This is a genomic window from Dietzia sp. IBK-p2-16D (assembly GCF_057773085.1).
Genome location: NZ_JBYMTL010000002.1, coordinates 20,462 through 37,168 on the forward strand (window position 1 = coordinate 20,462; position 16,707 = coordinate 37,168).

A 16,707-nucleotide genomic window follows, 5' to 3' on the forward strand; every position below is an offset into this window, starting at 1 on the left:
ACGGCGCAGCGTGGGACGGGGCAGCGGGCGGGGCGGGGCAGCGGGCGGGACGTCCCGGGGCTACCCGATCGGCCAGGAGGCCATGCTCTCGAACCCGGAGGAGACGAAGTGGAGGAACCGCTCGTAATCGCGATCCGACACGGTCGGCGCGTCCGGACCACCGGCCGTCGAGGCCGCCGGCGGGGCGACGAAGGGCAACGCCGCCCCGAAGGTCAGCGCGAGGGCCTGCATGACAGTCTTCTCGTCCGCTCCGGGACAGGCCCGGCACAGCGCGGCGACGAGGGCCTCCCGCCACTGGCCGGCATGGTCCTCGATGAGGTCGGCGAGAATCCCGTCGTTCAAGGTCCCGGCGACCAGTCGCGAGTAGCTGCGCCAACCCTGATCATCGGAACCCACCAGTTCGAACCACGGTCGATAGACGGTGTCGAGGAGCTGACGAACGGTCGGGATCTCGGTGGACTCCGCCAACAGCCTGGTCAGGGCACCCAGCTGGAGCTCCCGGAGGGCCGTGTACCTCCGCCGCATCACTGCGGCGATCAGCTCCGTCTTCCCCCCGAAGTGGTAGGTGACGCTCGCAGGGTCGATCCCGGCGGCCTCGGCGATCGAGCGCATGGTGACATTGCTGACATCGTCGTCGGCGAGGAGGGCCTCGGCGCTGTCCAGAATCGCCTTCTTGGTACTCCCGGACGTTCTCGGGGACCGGTGCGGAACGGACTGCTTCCGGAGGGAATCGGTGACCCTGCCCATGCTGTTGTGTTGGCCCTTCTCACACCGTTGGATCTGCGCGTGCCCGGGAGGCACGTAGGCCATGCCCGGTTCCGGGGTACTCCGACATCGCTCGAACCCGTGACCGGGTCGCACGACGAACACTCGACCTGTCACCATAGGCCACCCCGGGCGGGCACCGGTGACCGAGTCCGCCCCGGGCCGCCGGTGTCGGATCGCCAACACGTGCTTCCCGCCGCCACCGCCTCTATGATCGACCGGATGCCGCCCCGTGGGCGGAATGAGAAGAGCCGAGTCGGCCGATGGCCGCGGCCCACCGTGAGGAAGGAGGCGAGGCATGGGGATCGTCGGGAAGTTCGAGCGCACCCTCCAGGGCGCCGTCGGCGACGCGTTCGCCCGCCTCTTCGGCGGTCGGGTCGTGGCGGCCGAGGTGGAGGCGCAGCTGCGCAAGCAGGCGGAGGCCTCCCTCAAGGTGGTCGACGGACACCTGTTGGTGTCCAACAGTTACACCATCACCCTCGCGCGGTCGGACTACGAATCGTTCACCGAGGACGAGGCGCTGGCGGTCAAGACCTTCTCCCGCCACCTGTCGGATCACATCACCGAGCAGGGCTGGGAGACCTACGGTCCGGTCACCGTGACCTTCGTGGAGCGTGACGACCTCCACACCGGACAGATGCGTATCGACGGGGTCGTGGACCCCGACGCCGTCCCGTTCCACATCTCGGCCGCCGCGCCGGCACCGGCCCCGGACCACCCGGCACCGTCGTCGCCGGGTGAGGACGGGCCGCGTGCGGGCGGGACGAATGCGAGCAAGGAGAACAGCGACATGCAGGCACCCGTTTCCAACTACCCCGTCACGACCGGTTCCGGTTCCCGGGGCGCCGGGTGGGGCGGTCCGTCCGACGCTCCGACCCAGATCACCCAGGGCCGGTCCTCCCTGACGGTGACGCTGCACCTCGAGGACGGCTCGGGGCGCACGTTCCGGCTCCAGCGGGGCTCCAACCTGCTGGGACGTGGGCAGGACGCGGCGTTCCGGCTTCCCGACACCGGGGTGTCGCGACAGCACGCGGACATCCACTTCGACGGCCGCGAGGCGGTTCTCACCGACCTCGGCTCGACCAACGGCACCACCGTGAACGACGGGCCGATCCAGGACTGGCAACTCGCCGACGGGGACGTCATCAGGGTCGGACACTCGGAGATCACCGTCCGATTCGACTAGCCTCGACACGGACGGCCCCCCGGAACCCCCGGGGGCGGTCGCGCGTTGTCTGAGGAGAACTGACCGGCGAGGGGAGGGCGACACCAGTGCAGGGACTCGTTCTGCAGCTCTCGCGTGGTCTGTTGCTGGCCCTGTTGTGGCTGTTCATCTACCTCACCCTGCGGGCGCTCAAGACCGATGTCTTCGGCAACGTGGGGATGCGCTCGTCCGGTCGCGGGGAGCGACGGGGCGGTGTCTTCGGACGGGGGTCGAGGACGATCCGCCATCTCGTGGTCACCCAGGGCGCGCTCGCCGGTACCCGGATCACCCTGTCCGAACAGCCGGTACTGCTGGGCCGCGCCGACTCGTGCACCCTGGTGATCGACGACGACTACGCGTCCAACCAGCACGCGCGGCTGTCCCCGCACGGCCCGGACTGGTTCCTCGAGGACCTCGGCTCGACGAACGGCACCTATCTGGACAGATCGCGGGTGACGACCCCCGTCAAGGTGGACGCCGGCACGCCGATCCGGATCGGCAAGACCGTGATCGAGCTCCGCACGTGACCCCGACGCTCGTCTACACCGCGCGCTCCCACCTGGGCATGGTGCGGGAGAACAACGAGGACTCGGCCTACGCCGGTCCCCGCCTGCTCGCCCTCGCCGACGGGATGGGCGGGCACGCGGCGGGCGAGATCGCCAGCCAGTTCGTCGTCGCGGCGCTCGCCAGACTCGACGAGGACGAGCCGGGCCAGGACCTCACCGGGGCCCTCACCCGCGCGCTGACCGTCGGCAACGACGCGATCTCCGCGCACGTCGAGGCGCACCCGGAGACCGACGGCATGGGCTGCACGGCCACCGCGCTGCTGTTCGACGGCCGTCGCATGGGCCTGATCCACGTGGGCGACTCCCGGGCCTACCTGCTGCGCGACGGGACGCTGACCCAGATCACCAAGGACGACACCTTCGTCCAGTCCCTCGTCGACCGCGGGGAGCTGTCCGCCGACGAGGCGCACACCCATCCGCGCCGTTCGCTCATCCTCAAGGCGCTGACCGGGGAACCGGTGGAGCCGACCGCCGTCATCCGCGAGGCGCGGGTCGGCGACCGCTACCTGCTGTGCTCCGACGGCCTGTCCGACCCGGTGAGCACCGAGACCATCGCCGAGACGCTCGGCACCGGCACCGTCGACGAGGCCGCGGACCGGTTGGTGCAGCTGGCGTTGCGGTCGGGCGGGCCGGACAACATCACCGTGGTCCTCGCCGACGTCCTGGACTCGCCGCGCGACGCGCCGGCCATCCCCGTGGTCGTGGGTGCGGCGTCGGGCGACGAACCGGGCCAGATCGATCCCGCCGCCGACCCGTACTCCGGCACCGCGGCCGGTAAGGCCGCCGCGTTCTCCCGCGCGCAGGTCGCCGCCCGCGGGGGCGCCGCCGGTGCGTCGGGCGCCGACGCCGGGGGCGCCGGACGTGGGAACGGATCCGACGACGACGAGGGCGACCCCGCCCCGCCCCGTGGCAGCCGATGGCGGTTCGCCCTGAGCGTGGTCGGGGTACTCGTCGTCGTGGCCGGGATCATCGGCGTGTCCGCGCTGCTCGTCCGCAGCAACTACTTCGTCACCGAATCGGACAGCCAGGTCGTGGTGAAGAGGGGCATCTCCGGGGAGGTCTTCGGCATCTCGCTGGCCTCGGTCAGCCAGGTGGGGTGCCTCACCCGCGAGGGCGACCTCACCATGCACTCCCCCGACGCCATCCCCACCGGGTGCGACGTGTTCACCCTGGGGGACCTCCGCGAGCCCGCCCGGGAGACCGTCCGGGCGGGGATGCCGTCGGGCAGTCTCGCCGAGGCCGGCGCCCAGGTCTCCCGCCTCACGCGGGACAACCTCCTGCCGCCCTGCGAGCCGCGTGAGGAGCAGGAGCGCCGGGGCGGGCAGTCCTCGTCGTCGCCCTCCCCCACGGGTTCCCCGTCCCCCACCGGGTCGCCGTCCCCCGCCGCCCCGGGGTCACCGGACGGCCCCACGTCCCCGGCGGAGACCCCCGCCCCGTCCGGTGGGGCCGCCCCCACCGACGATGCGTCGACTCCCCCCACCCCCTCGTCCCCCGCGCAGGTGCCCGGGGAGACCTGCCGGGCGGTGAGCTGACCCATGCCCGCACCCGCGTCAGCATCACCGTCGTCGGCCTCACCCGCATCCGACCCCCGGGCACAGGCGGTGCCCGACAGTCCGCGCCGGGGCAAGGAACTCGTCCTGCTCATCGCCGCCGCGGTGATCGTCGGCTTCTCGCTGCTGCTGGTCCAACTCGCCCAGGAGCAGGAACTGTCGCTGGCGCCGCTGTGGATCACCCTGGCGTTCCTCGGCCTCACCGGCGGCGCGCACCTGCTCATCCGTTGGCTCGCCCCCTACGCCGACCCGGTGTTGCTGCCGGGCGTCGCGCTGCTCAACGGGCTGGGACTGGTCCTCATCTACCGCCTCGACCTGACGTACGCGGCCAACGCCGCCGCGAGCGGCAACGACCCACCCGGGATGGACGTCACCCGGCAGCTGTTGTGGACGTTCCTCGGGCTGAGCGTGATGGCGGTCGTGCTGTACTTCCTGCGCGACCACCGCGTCCTGGCCCGGTACGGCTACACGATGGGGTTCGCCGGCCTCGTCCTGCTCGCGATCCCGGCGGTGCTGCCCTCCCGGTTCTCCGAGATCAACGGCGCCAAGAACTGGATCATCCTGCCCGGGTTCACCATCCAGCCCGGCGAGTTCGCCAAGATCCTGCTCATCATCTTCTTCGCCTCGATCCTGGTGGAGAAGCGCGAATTGTTCACGACCGCCGGTAAGCGCGTGCTGGGCGTGGACCTGCCGCGTGCCCGCGACCTCGGGCCCATCATCGTGGCCTGGTTCCTCTCGCTGGGCGTACTGGTGTTCAACACGGACCTGGGCATGTGCCTCCTGCTGTTCGCCACCGTCCTGACCATGCTGTACGTGGCCACCGAGCGGGTCAGCTGGCTGCTCATCGGAGTGGTCCTGGTCGCGATCGGCGGGGTGTTGGCGTACGCGCTGTTCGGGCACGTGCGCGTGCGGTTCCAGATCTGGCAGGACCCCTTCGCCTTCTTCGACACCGGCGGCTACCAGAGCTCGCAGGCCCTGTTCGGCCTCGCCTCCGGCGGCATGGGCGGCACCGGGCTCGGCAACGGCCGGCCCGACCAGGTGCCGTTCGCCAACACCGACTTCATCACCTCCACCATCGGCGAGGAGCTGGGCCTCATCGGCCTGGCCGCGGTGCTGATGGTCTACGCGATTCTCATCCTGCGCGGCATCCGGGTGGGGCTGACCATCCGCGACAGCTTCGGCAAGCTCGTCGCGGTGGGACTGGCGTTCACCGTGGCGATCCAGGTGTTCGTGGTGGTCGGAGGCGTCTCCACCCTCATCCCCCTCACCGGGTTGACGCTGCCGTTCATGGCCTACGGCGGGTCCAGCCTGTTGTCCAACTACGCGCTGCTGGCCATCCTGCTGCGGCTGTCCCACGATGCGCGCCGCCCGGTCCCCACCCCCCGTCAGGCGCCCGCCCTGGCCGACGCCGCCACCGGCATGATGCGGACCCCGCGCCTGTCGCCGGGCCGGAAGAGCGGGTGATCCCTGCGTGAACACCGCCATCCGCAGGGTCGCGGTCGCCGCCATGGTCATGGTGGTGGCCCTACTCCTCCAGCTCACCTGGGTGCAGGTCTTCCGCGCCGACGAGTTGCGCGCCGACTCCCGCAACACCCGCATGCTCCTCGACGAGTACTCCCGCCAGCGCGGACAGATCACGGCCGGCGGACGCGTACTGGCCCTGTCCCTGCCGTCGGACGGGCGCTTCGAGTTCGAGCGGACCTACCCCACCGACCCGGCCGTCTTCGGCCCGACCGTCGGCTACTACTCGCTGCAGTTCGCCACCGCCGGCGTCGAGCAGACCCAGGACGCCTTCCTCAACGGCTCCGACCCCAGGCTGTTGTCCCAACGGATCACCGGTCTGATCTCCGGCCGCACCCCGCAGGGCGGTTCGGTCGAACTCACCCTGGACCCGGTGGGGCAGCAGGTCGCCTTCGAGGCTCTGCAGCGGGGCGCCGGCCAGGGCCCGTTCGTCGGATCCGTCGCCGCCGTCCGCCCCTCGACCGGGGAGGTGCTGGCACTGGCGTCCAGCCCGTCCTTCGACCCGGGGGCCCTGTCCAGCACCGACCCGGACGTGCGCGCGCAGGAGATGGCGCGTATCGAGCAGAGCCCGGACCGGCCGCTGCTCAACCACGCCACCCAGCAGTCCCTGCCGCCCGGCTCCACGATGAAGATCATCACCACGGCCGCCGCCCTCGAACAGGGCATGGGCCCCGAGACCCCCGTCTCCGGTGCGGACCGTACGCTCCTGCCGGGCACGGCCACCTACCTGGAGAACTACGCGGGTCAGACCTGCGGCGGCAGCACGGTCACCCTGCGCACCGCCCTCGAGAAGTCCTGCAACGTGCCCTTCGTGGAGCTGAGCCAGGAGATCGGCGCCGAGGCGTTCACCGAGATGGCGGAGAAGTTCGGCATCGACGGCACCGCCCCGGAGGACTTCGGCATCCCGGTCGCCCCGTCGGGCCTGGGGCAGATGGAGGACGACGCCCAGCTGGCCATGAGCTCCATCGGGCAGAGCGACGTCCGCATGACCACCCTGCAGAACGCCATGGTGGCCGCGACCGTCTCCAACGGCGGGGTCCGTATGGAACCGCAACTCATCAAGACCCTGTCGGCACCCGACCTCTCCGTCGTCCAGGGTTTCACCCCCCGCGATGCCGCCCGCGCCCTCACCGACGAGCAGGCCGGCACCCTCACCGAGATGATGGTCGGCGCCGAGCGAGGCGCCGGAGGCGGTCTGCCGGGCGTCACCGTGGCCTCCAAGACAGGCACCGCCGAGCACGGCGTCGACTCCTCCGAGTCCATCCCCTACACCTGGTACATCGCGTTCGTCCCCGGCCGTGACGTCGCGGTGGCCGTGGCGATCGAGTCCGGGCCCGGCGTCTCCCGCGACACCGTCGGCGCCACCTACGCCGCACCCATCGGCCGCGAGGTCCTGGGCGCACTCCTGGGAGGCGCGCCGTGAGTCTGAACTCCGGCGCGATCCTGTCCGATCGCTACCGCCTCCTGCGTCTCATCGCCACCGGCGGCATGGGGCAGGTGTGGGAGGCCGACGACGGTGTCCTCGACCGGCACGTCGCCGTCAAGGTGCTCAAGGCGGAGTATTCCTCCGACCCCGAGTTCGTCGAGCGTTTCCGCTCCGAGGCGAAGGTCACCGCGAGGATCTCCCACCCCGGGATCGCGACCGTCTACGACTACGGACAGATCGACGACCCCGCCTCCGGCAGCCCCCTGTCCTACCTGGTCATGGAACTCGTGGTGGGCGAGCCGCTCTCGGACGTCCTCGCCCGTGAGGGCACTCTGCCCATGCGGCACACCCTCGACATGCTCGAGCAGACCGGCCGGGCCCTCAACGCCGCCCACGCCATCGGACTCGTCCACCGCGACGTCAAGCCCGGCAACATCCTCATCACGCCCGCCGGTCAGGTGAAGCTCACCGACTTCGGCATCGCCAAGTCCATGGGGGCCTCCGCCGTCACGCAGACGGGGATGGTCGTGGGCACCGCGCAGTACATCGCCCCCGAACAGGCCATGGGCCACGAGACCTCCCCGGCGGGGGACGTGTACTCGCTCGGCGTGGTGGGTTACGAGTGCCTGGCCGGCCGACGGCCGTTCGTCGCCGACTCACCGGTGTCCGTGGCGATGATGCACGTGCGCGACGCCCCGCCGCCCCTGCCCGACTCGGTCCCCGAGCCGGTCCGTCGGGTCCTCGCCGCGGCAATGGCCAAGGACCCCGGTCGGCGCTACCCGGACGGTGAGGCGTTCGCCGAGGCCGTCGCCGACCTCCGGGCCGGCCGCGACCCGCGCCCCCCGGCCGCGTTCATCGCCGCCGCCGGCGCCGCGGCGGGCGTCGCCGGTGCAACCGCGGCGACCACCGTCCTGCCCGAAGGCGACCCGGGTGGCGTGTACCGGACGGGGAGTATCCCCGACCCGACACGGGCCTACACGCGTGCGCACCCCGGCACCGCCGCGCAGCCCCGGACCCGGGGACAGCAGCCGGCACCGGCAGCGCATCCGCCCCGGCCCCGGCCGACGCAGGCCGCGCCACGGCGTCCGTCCACCCCACCGGTCACCTCCAGGCCCCCGCAGCTCGGGCGTCGTGGTTCCGGCTGCGTGGGCTGGTTCCTGGTGCTGTTCGTCCTCGTCGCGGTGCTGACGGTGGCAGCCGTCATCGCCCTGTCCAACGCCGGGGTCTTCGGCTCGGGCGGTCTCTTCGGCCGGACCACCCCCACGACCCCGACGACCGCCGCCCCGGCGACGACCGTCACGACGCAGGCCCCCGCACCCGCACCGGAGCCGCCCCCCACCCCGACGCCGACCCCCCAGCCCGAGCCGTCGCCGAGCGAGGCACCGCCGGCCACCGACCTGCAGGACATGTTGGACTCGCTCACCTCCGAGTTCAGCTCGTTCCTGCCGCCCGAGGGGCAGCCGGGCCAGAGCCAAGGCCAGGGGCAAGGGCAGGCGCAAGGGCAGAGCCAGGGGCAAGCTCAGCCCCAGGCGCGGGGCGTGGCCGGCGACACCGTGCCCGTTCCCGCCCGCGAAGCGGGTGACCGCGGATGACGACGCCCTCGATCCTCGCCGGCCGGTACGAGATCGGCGATCCCCTCGGCTACGGCGGAATGTCCGAGGTCCGCCGCGGACGCGACACCGTCCTGGGGCGGGACGTGGCGGTGAAGATCATGCGCCCGGAACTGGCCCGGGACGAGACCTTCTACCAGCGTTTCCGCCGGGAGGCGCAGAACTCCGCGTCGCTCAACCACCCGTCGATCGTGGCGATCTACGACCAGGGCGAGGAGCACACCGCCGACGGTTCGCTGCCCTACATCGTGATGGAGTTGGTCGAGGGCGACACCCTCCGCGACATCGTGAGGATGGACGGCCCGATGAAGGTCGAGCGCGCGCTCGGCGTGATGGCCGACGTGTGCGGTGCGCTGGACTTCTCCCACAAGAAGGGCATCGTCCACCGCGACGTCAAGCCGGCGAACATCATGATCTCGCGCGACGGCGCGGTCAAGGTCATGGATTTCGGTATCGCCCGGGCCATCAGTGACTCCAGTTCCACGCTCACCAACACCTCGTCGGTCCTCGGGACGGCCCAGTACCTCAGCCCCGAGCAGGCGCGCGGCGAGTCCGTCGACGCACGCTCGGACCTGTACTCCGCGGGGTGCGTGCTCTACGAGATGGTCGCCGGGGCACCGCCGTTCACCGGGGAGTCACCGGTCGCGGTGGCCTACCAGCACGTCCGCGAATCCCCGGCGCCGCCGTCGGTGGTGAACCCGGAGGTCAGCCGCTACGTCGACGCGGTGGTCATGCAGGCGATGGCCAAGAACCCGGAGAACCGTTACACCTCCGCCGGGGAGATGCGCACCGACCTGCTCACGGTGCTCACCGGTGGTCGCCCGGCGGCCCCCCTGGTGCTGACCGACGACGAGCTCGACGACGACCAGAGGCCCGACGCCCCCCACGGATTCACCGGCGCGGGATACGGAACCGGCCGATCCGCCTGGTCGCCGACCGAGGCGCCCACCGAGGCCCACGCTCTGTCGGAGCTGACCGGGGACCCGGCCGCCACGGGGGCGCACGCCGCCACCGCGTCCCGCTCCGCATCCCGGCCCGCCCCCCGTCGCGATGATCGGGACCGTGAGGCCGGGCGCCGCAGGCCCCGCGCGGTGGCCATCGCGCTGGCTGCGCTCCTGGTGTTGGGAGGCATCGCCGCGGTGACGATGATCGCCACGTCCGACAGGGGCGGCGGCATCTCCCAGCGGCAGGAGGTCACCATCCCCGAGGTCGCCCAGCGGCCGGTGGGCGAGGTGGTCGACGAGCTGACCTCCCTCGGACTCGAGCCCGTGCAGACCGCGGCGCCACACCCGCAGATCCCCGAGGGGCACGTGATCTCGTCGGACCCCATCGCGGGTAAACGCCTCGCCGTGGGTTCGGAGATCAGCCTGGTGGTCTCGACGGGCAAGCCCATCCTCTCCGTCCCCAATGTCATGGGCATGTCCCCCGCCGATGCCCGGCTGGCCCTCGAGGAGGCCGGATTCCAGGTGGTTCCGGAGAACGAGGCCCGGCCGTCGACGCCCGAGGACCAGGACAAGGTCGTCGACACCGACCCCGGTCCGGGTGCGCAGGTGCCCTCCGACCGGCCGGTCCGGCTGACGGTGGGGTCGGGCCCCGAGCAGGTCGCGGTACCCGGCGTGGTGGGCCAGTCGGCCGATCCGGCCCGCGCCACCCTCGAGGCAGCGGGCTTCCGCGTGGACACCCAACGGGTCGACGGCACCGCACCGGAGGGTCAGGTGGTGGGCCAGTCCACCGCTCCGGGTCAGACCCAGCTCAAGGGCGCCACCATCACGCTGCAGGTCTCGGCCGGAAACCGGTTCGAGATGCCCAACCTCGTCGGAGACACCGTGGAGGAGGCCCTCGGCAAACTCGCGCGGGCCGGCTGGCGTGGCGACCGCGGACAACTGGTGGAGCTCCCGCAGAACGATCCCGACCTCAGCCGGGTCGGCCAGATCTGGTCACACCAGCCGCCCGTGGGCGAGGCCGGCGTCAACGACCAGGTGGTCGTCCGGGTGATCCGCTTCGGACTGGTCCCCGGCCCGGGCTGACCCCGGTACGTCTTCCGCCGACACGATCGCCGCGTGCGCAGGAACCCGGTCGGGCCGGGTCCGGCCGGTCAGGCCAGGGCGGCGCCGCGCGCCCGGTCGAGCTCGGTCTCCAACCGGGTGACCAGCGTCTCCGACGGCCGTTCGCCACACATCCCCACCCAGTTGGCGAGCATCCGGTGACCACCGTCGCTCATCACCGACTCGGGGTGGAACTGCACCCCGTGGATGGGCATGTCGCGGTGCCGCATCGCCATGACCAGGCCGGACGCGGTCCACGCGGTGGGAACCAGGTCGTCCGGGATCGTCTCCGGCAGCACGGTCAGCGAGTGGTACCGCGTGGCCGTGAACGGGCTGGGGATTCCGGCGAGGACGCCCGAGTCGTCGTGCGTGACCTGGCTGGTCTTGCCGTGCATGAGTTCGGCGGCCCGGTCGACGGTCGCGCCGAACGCCTCCCCGATCGCCTGGTGGCCGAGGCACACGCCGAGCACCGGGACGCCCGCGCGTCCACAGACCCCGATCAGCGGGATCGTCGCTCCCGCCCGGTCCGGCGTTCCGGGCCCCGGGCTCAGCAGGACGCCGTCGTACCCACTGACGACCCGTTGCAGTCCGGCCGGGTCGTAGCTGCGGTCCGGGCCGGCGAGCCTGTCGTCGTCGTTCCTCCACACGTCGCACGTCGCCCCCAACTGACCCAGGTACTGGACCAGGTTGTAGACGAAGCTGTCGTAGTTGTCGACGACGAGAATGCGCATAGACGCAGCGTACTGCGGTCACACGAGTGGGTGTCGAGGGCGGGCTTGGTAGAGTGGCCCCGAACATCCCCCACCAGTTCGAGGACTCCATGCCCAAGTCGAAGGTCCGGTCCAAGACCGAGTACACCGAGGCGGCCGTCAGCCGCACCCCCGTCAAGGTCAAGGGGACCCCGACGGCCCGCTGGTACCTCGTACTGATGCTGGGGCTGATGATCGTCGGTCTGCTCTGGCTGGTGACGTACTACATCGCCGGAGAGCGGATCCCGTTCATGGCCTCGCTGGAGACGTGGCAGAACTTCGCGATCGGTTTCGGTCTCGCCGTCGTGGGACTTCTCATGACCATGAACTGGCGCTAGACACCCCTCCGGGCGGTCTTCCACAGGCCCGGATCGCTCGTTCCACAGGTTTATCCACAGGTCACCCCCCGCATGATGCGGGGGGTGACCTGCATTTTCTCCCCAATGACCCCATCTGTGCAGGTCACGGGGGCGCGATGACGACGTGAGGAGTGTCGACCTCCGCCTTCCACACCCCTCACACGCTGTGGACAACTCCCTCCACACTGGGGATAAACCCTGTGGGACGACGACGAGGACGACGTCGCAGGTCGGGCCCGCGTCGACTCGAACGGCAGTCGAACTCCACGCGTGTTATTCATCCACAGTGTGGATAGCGCCTGTGGATAGGGGAGGATGGGCGGCATGAGTGGAGACGCCGTGTCGGGAGCCGGTCCACGGGCGGTGTCATGGTCGCCGGGGGCGGTGTGGCCGAGCGTGCAGATCGTCCTCGGGATGGCGCTGGTGGCGATCGGGGTGCAACGGCAGGACCCGCTCGCGCTGCTGCTCACCGGCCTGGCGGCGCTCTTCCTCATCCCGGCGGGGGTGTCCCAGCTCGTGCGACGTCCCCGGCTCGAGGTGGTGGACGGGCAGCTGGCGATCAAGAAGCTCGGCCGCGTTCTGTTCGTCCCGCGGGCCGAGGTGGTGGAGGCGCGTGCGCTGGGGGTCGCGCGGTGGGGCGCGCGTCAGCACCTCATGCGGCTGGAGTACACGGATTCGCGGGGTCGCGAAGAGCTGGACGTGTTCACGCGACTCGATCTGGGGACCGATCCGCGTGACGTGGTCGACACCCTGCACCGTCTGGGTTTCGGGTCGGTCGACGGCGGGGTGTGAGGCACGGCCGCCCGGGGGCACGGCCACCCGGGAGACGGCTGCCCGGGGAGACGGCCGACCGTGGGGATCAGCGGGTGACGAGGAAGCCGAACGTCATGGTGTCGGCGGCGTACCAGCCGGCGGCGGCGACCGATCCCACCACCACGAGGAAGCCGACCCACGACACGACCTCCCGACCCGCACGTCCCATGCGCCGCGGCATCCGGCGCGGCAGCACCACGAGTGCGATCGCGGCCACGGCGCCGGCGGCCAGCCCGCCCAGGTGAGCCGCGAGCGAGACGCCGGGCACGAGGAAGCTGATGCCGACGTTGAGGACGAGCAACACCCCGATCCCCTTGACGTCGAGTCGCATCGACATCGCCACGATGGCGTACGCGCCCATCAGGCCGAAGATCGCTCCCGAGGCGCCCGCCGTGAGGGCGTCCTGGCTGTAGAACATCACCGCCACGGACCCGCCGAGCGCCGAGCCGAGGTACAGCGCGAGGAAACGTGCGTGCCCGATGCTGCGCTCGATCCCGAGACCGAGGATCCACAACATGTACATGTTGAGCAGCAGGTGCATCGGACCGAAATGCTCGAACGCCGAGGTCAGCAGTCGCCACCACTCGTCCCGGGCCGCCACCAACGGCGGGAAGAGCGCCGTCGCCTCGAACAGCGGGGAGGCGTTGTTGGCCAGCAGGCTACGTGCCTGGACCGCGGTCGCGGAGTAGACGGCCAGGTTCGCGGCGATGATCCAGGCCGTCACCGGCTGGAGGCGGAAAAAGCGCGCGACCGCGCCGCCGCGATGGGTCTGGGTGCTCATGACTCCCGGCAATTCATGCTGCGTCGCTGGGGCTGCGGATAGACCTGCGGCGCGGGTCCGGGGATCCGGAACCCGCGCCGCCGGTCGACCGGGACCGCTCTGTCAGGAGATCTCGATCGACTCGATGACGACGTCGTCGGTCGGCCGGTCCATCGCACCGGTCTTGGTGGTCGCGATGGCGTCGACGACCTTGCGCGACTCCTCGTCGGCGACCTTGCCGAAGATGGTGTGGCGGTTGTTCAGGTGCGGCGTGGCGCCGACGGTGATGAAGAACTGCGAACCGTTGGTGCCGGGGCCGGCGTTGGCCATGGCCAGCAGGTAGGGCTCGGAGAACTGCAGCTCCGGGTGGAACTCGTCCTTGAACTGGTAGCCGGGGCCGCCGCGTCCGGTGCCGGTGGGGTCACCGCCCTGGATCATGAACCCGGAGATGACGCGGTGGAAGATCGAACCGTCGTAGAACGGTCCGGTCTTCTCGCCCTTGGCGTTGGCCTGGGAGTAGTCCTTGGAGCCGTCGGCGAGGCCGACGAAGTTCGAGACCGTCTCGGGGGCGTGGTTGCCGTACAGCTCGATGACGATGTCACCACGGTTGGTGTGGATGGTTGCCTTCTGCGTTGCGATGCTCACGCCACCCATCCTGCCACGCCGCGTGGACCGATGTCGGCGAGGTGGTGGTCGGTGTCGGGGTGCTGTGCCACCATCTACCCATGAGCAAACGAAGCGATCGCGCCGCCGAGCGTAAGGCCGTCAAGCAGGCGGAAAAGGATCTGAAGAAGGCCGGCACCGCAGCCCGCAAGGCTTTCGACCTCAAGGACCCCCGCTTCCTGGGCGAGGCCGCCGTCGCCGCCACTCGTGGGCCGGTCGGCCTGGCCCTCTTCGGCGCCAGCCGCGGCATCCAGGTGCTCCGCGAGCGTCGCGCCGAGCAGGCCGAGGTCCTCGGCAACCTCGCCGCCGACGCCAGGCAGCACGCGACGGCTCTGCGCGAGCAGACCTCGGCGCTGGCCACACCGCCGCAGAAGCGCAACCCGCTGCGCCGCTTCGCCCCGCTGTGGATCGTCGGCCTCGCCGGCGGCGCGGCGGTCGCCGGCGCCACCGCGTACTTCCTGCGTGACCAGGGTTCGCCCACGTCGCCGCTGGCGCCGACCCCGACCCCCGCCCCGCCGCGCACCCCCACCCCCGCGGAGGCGGATGCCGCCGGCCGCGACCAGACCACGGGCGCGGCGCCCACGCCCACCAGCGGACCCGGCGTGACGGGCGGGGCGGGTTCGGAGACCGGCGAGGACCTCACGATCGACTCCGCGGATCCCGAGGGCCCCGCAGACCAGCCCGCCGACACCTCCCCGGCCGCGGGAAGTGCCGCACCGGGACCGGCGGCCGGTTCCGCACCGCAGCCGTCGGATGACCAGCCGGCCGGCGGCGCCACCACCGACGGGACCGCGACCGACAAGTGATCCCCGGCGACCCGTCCCCCGACGACGCCGCACTGGAGGTCGTCGCGTCATCCCTCGCCGAGATGGGTCCCCTGGACGTCCACGCGCTGTACAAACTGCGCGTGGACGTCTTCGTCGCGGAGCAGGACTGCCCGTACGCCGAGATCGACGACGTCGACGCCGATCCCGGTACGACCCATCTGCTGGCCCGCACGCCCGGTGGTCAGCTCGCGGCGACACTGCGCGTGTTCGGAGCGGACGAGCACGACGGGGTGATGCACCTCGGTCGTGTGTGCACCGCGCCCGCGTGGCGGGGACGGGGCATCGCGTCGCGGTTGATCCGGCGGGGGCTCGAACTGTGCGGTGACCATCCGGTCGAGATCGGGGCCCAGGCCTACCTGGAGCGGTGGTACGAGCAGTTCGGGTTCGCCCGGTGCGGCCCCGACTATCTCGATGGGCGGATCCCCCATCTGCCCATGCGGCGCCACCTCCTAGGATGAGACCCGGCTCACCCCCTTCGACTCCCTCCGAGGACACACATGACGTCTGACGCTCCCTCCGGCTCGCTGGTCAAGGCTCTCCTCCCGGAGAGTGAGATGCCGACGCACTGGTACAACATCCAGGCCGACCTGCCCGAGCCCATGGCGCCGCACCTGCACCCGGGGACCCGGGAACCGCTCGGCCCCGAGGACCTGGCGCCCCTGTTCCCGATGGCCCTCATCGAGCAGGAGGTCACGCCGGAGCGCTACGTCCCGATCCCCGAGGCGGTGCAGGAGATCTACCGCCTCTGGCGTCCGTCGCCGCTCATCCGGGCCCGCCGCCTGGAGAAGGCCCTCGGCACGTCGGCGCGGATCTACTACAAGTACGAGGGCACCAGCCCGGTCGGTTCGCACAAGCCCAACACCGCGGTCGCGCAGGCGTACTACAACGCCGCCGAGGGCATCACCAAGCTCACCACCGAGACCGGTGCCGGTCAGTGGGGCGCGTCCCTGGCGTTCGCCGGGCAGGCCTTCGGCATCGAGGTCGAGGTGTGGCAGGTCAAGGCCTCGTTCGAGTCCAAGCCGTACCGCCGGATGCTGATGGAGACGTTCGGTGCGTCGGTCCATCCGAGCCCGTCGGACCTCACCGAGGCGGGACGCTCGTTCCTGGCCAAGGACCCCGACACCCCCGGTTCGCTCGGCATGGCGGTCTCCGAGGCCGTCGAGGTCGCCGCCGGCGACCCCGAGGCGCGGTACTCGCTGGGGTCCGTGCTCAACCACGTGTGTCTGCACCAGACCGTGATCGGCGAGGAGGCCATCAAGCAGTTGGGGATGTTCGGCGAGGGCGCCCCCGACTACGTGTACGGCTGTGCGGGCGGCGGCTCCAACCTCGCCGGGCTGGCGTTCCCGTTCATCCGCGAGAACCTCGCCGGCGCGCGGACGCAGGTCGTCGCCGTCGAGCCGACGGCGTGCCCGTCGATGACCGAGGGCGAGTTCCGTTATGACCACGGAGACGTCGCCGGTCTGACACCGCTGATGAAGATGTACACCCTCGGTCAGGACTTCGTCCCGGACCCCATCCATTCGGGCGGCCTTCGCTACCACGGGATGGCGCCGCTGGTCAGCCACGTCAAGCACCTGGGCCTGCTCGATTCCATGGCGGTCGAACAGAACGTCGCGTTCACGGCGGGCGTCGAGTTCGCCAAGGCGGAGGGCATCGTGCCCGCCCCCGAGTCGACCCACGCCCTCGCCGGAGCCATGGCCAAGGCCCGCGAGCACACCGGCGAGGCCGGCACCGGCCCGTCGATCGTGATCGGCCTCTCCGGCCACGGCTTCCTCGACCTGCCGGCGTACGAGTCCTTCGTCCGCGGCGAACTGGGCTGACGCCTCCGAAGACCCCCCGACCGTTCCAC

16 protein-coding genes are annotated in these 16,707 nt (G+C 71.2%); 12 read left to right on the forward strand and 4 right to left on the reverse strand.

Annotated features, from left to right (window positions below; all coding sequences use genetic code 11):
* Positions 1–60: 60 nt before the first annotated feature.
* Complete coding sequence (locus tag AC3DE3_RS04435) at positions 61–810, reverse strand: TetR/AcrR family transcriptional regulator (protein ID WP_488369125.1); 750 nt, start codon at positions 808–810, stop codon at positions 61–63.
* Between the two features lie 253 nt (positions 811–1,063).
* Between AC3DE3_RS04435 and AC3DE3_RS04440 the strand changes: the two genes are divergently transcribed.
* The 7 genes from AC3DE3_RS04440 to pknB all read left to right on the forward strand — a co-directional run bounded on the left by AC3DE3_RS04440 (position 1,064) and on the right by pknB (position 10,669).
* Positions 1,064–1,951 carry an FHA domain-containing protein gene (locus AC3DE3_RS04440; protein WP_260486185.1) on the forward strand — a complete coding sequence of 296 codons (888 nt, stop codon included), beginning with the start codon at positions 1,064–1,066 and terminating at the stop codon, positions 1,949–1,951.
* Positions 1,952–2,037: 86 nt separating this feature from the next.
* Entirely contained in the window at positions 2,038–2,496 is a 459-nt protein-coding gene (locus tag AC3DE3_RS04445; RefSeq protein ID WP_260486184.1) for an FHA domain-containing protein FhaB/FipA, read from the forward strand.
* Positions 2,493–4,067 carry a PP2C family protein-serine/threonine phosphatase gene (locus AC3DE3_RS04450; protein ID WP_488369126.1) on the forward strand — a complete coding sequence of 525 codons (1,575 nt, stop codon included), beginning with the start codon at positions 2,493–2,495 and terminating at the stop codon, positions 4,065–4,067. The genes AC3DE3_RS04445 and AC3DE3_RS04450 overlap by 4 nt, the downstream gene beginning before the upstream one ends.
* Before the next feature lie 3 nt (positions 4,068–4,070).
* The gene (locus tag AC3DE3_RS04455) at positions 4,071–5,549 is read left to right on the forward strand and encodes an FtsW/RodA/SpoVE family cell cycle protein (RefSeq protein WP_260486182.1); all 1,479 of its coding nucleotides are present in this window, start codon (positions 4,071–4,073) and stop codon (positions 5,547–5,549) included.
* Between the two features lie 7 nt (positions 5,550–5,556).
* The gene (locus AC3DE3_RS04460; RefSeq protein ID WP_488369127.1) at positions 5,557–7,029 is read left to right on the forward strand and encodes a penicillin-binding transpeptidase domain-containing protein; all 1,473 of its coding nucleotides are present in this window, start codon (positions 5,557–5,559) and stop codon (positions 7,027–7,029) included.
* On the forward strand, positions 7,026–8,624 hold the full coding sequence (locus AC3DE3_RS04465) for a serine/threonine-protein kinase (protein ID WP_488369128.1): 1,599 nt from the start codon (positions 7,026–7,028) through the stop codon (positions 8,622–8,624). The genes AC3DE3_RS04460 and AC3DE3_RS04465 overlap by 4 nt, the downstream gene beginning before the upstream one ends.
* On the forward strand, positions 8,621–10,669 hold the full coding sequence (gene pknB / locus AC3DE3_RS04470; RefSeq protein ID WP_488369129.1) for a Stk1 family PASTA domain-containing Ser/Thr kinase: 2,049 nt from the start codon (positions 8,621–8,623) through the stop codon (positions 10,667–10,669). Before AC3DE3_RS04465 ends, pknB begins: the two co-directional genes overlap by 4 nt.
* A gap of 68 nt (positions 10,670–10,737) precedes the next feature.
* Here pknB and AC3DE3_RS04475 read toward each other — a convergent pair whose 3' ends face one another.
* Positions 10,738–11,418, reverse strand: a complete 681-nt coding sequence (locus tag AC3DE3_RS04475) for an aminodeoxychorismate/anthranilate synthase component II (protein WP_488369130.1) — start codon at positions 11,416–11,418, stop codon at positions 10,738–10,740.
* An 89-nt stretch (positions 11,419–11,507) separates the two neighbouring features.
* On the opposite strand from AC3DE3_RS04475, the gene crgA reads away from it, so the two are divergent.
* Both crgA and AC3DE3_RS04485 read left to right on the forward strand, forming a co-directional pair.
* Positions 11,508–11,774 (forward strand): cell division protein CrgA, encoded by a 267-nt coding sequence (gene crgA, locus AC3DE3_RS04480; RefSeq protein WP_260489233.1) that lies wholly within the window; start codon positions 11,508–11,510, stop codon positions 11,772–11,774.
* Positions 11,775–12,119: 345 nt separating this feature from the next.
* Positions 12,120–12,587 (forward strand): PH domain-containing protein, encoded by a 468-nt coding sequence (locus tag AC3DE3_RS04485; protein WP_260486177.1) that lies wholly within the window; start codon positions 12,120–12,122, stop codon positions 12,585–12,587.
* A gap of 67 nt (positions 12,588–12,654) precedes the next feature.
* Here the strand turns inward: AC3DE3_RS04485 and AC3DE3_RS04490 are convergent, their stop codons facing one another.
* Both AC3DE3_RS04490 and AC3DE3_RS04495 read right to left on the reverse strand, forming a co-directional pair.
* Positions 12,655–13,389, reverse strand: a complete 735-nt coding sequence (locus AC3DE3_RS04490; RefSeq protein WP_488369131.1) for a rhomboid family intramembrane serine protease — start codon at positions 13,387–13,389, stop codon at positions 12,655–12,657.
* A 102-nt stretch (positions 13,390–13,491) separates the two neighbouring features.
* A complete protein-coding gene (locus tag AC3DE3_RS04495; RefSeq protein WP_260486175.1) occupies positions 13,492–14,022 on the reverse strand; it encodes a peptidylprolyl isomerase in 531 nt (176 codons plus the stop codon).
* 71 nt (positions 14,023–14,093) lie between these two features.
* On the opposite strand from AC3DE3_RS04495, the gene AC3DE3_RS04500 reads away from it, so the two are divergent.
* Genes AC3DE3_RS04500 through AC3DE3_RS04510 form a run of 3 tightly spaced genes read left to right on the forward strand, consistent with a single transcriptional unit; the run spans position 14,094 to position 16,678 of the window.
* The gene (locus AC3DE3_RS04500) at positions 14,094–14,837 is read left to right on the forward strand and encodes a hypothetical protein (RefSeq protein WP_488369132.1); all 744 of its coding nucleotides are present in this window, start codon (positions 14,094–14,096) and stop codon (positions 14,835–14,837) included.
* Positions 14,834–15,316 (forward strand): GNAT family N-acetyltransferase, encoded by a 483-nt coding sequence (locus tag AC3DE3_RS04505; protein ID WP_488369133.1) that lies wholly within the window; start codon positions 14,834–14,836, stop codon positions 15,314–15,316. Before AC3DE3_RS04500 ends, AC3DE3_RS04505 begins: the two co-directional genes overlap by 4 nt.
* 39 nt (positions 15,317–15,355) lie before the next feature.
* Entirely contained in the window at positions 15,356–16,678 is a 1,323-nt protein-coding gene (locus AC3DE3_RS04510) for a TrpB-like pyridoxal phosphate-dependent enzyme (protein WP_488369134.1), read from the forward strand.
* The last annotated feature ends 29 nt before the right edge of the window (positions 16,679–16,707 follow it).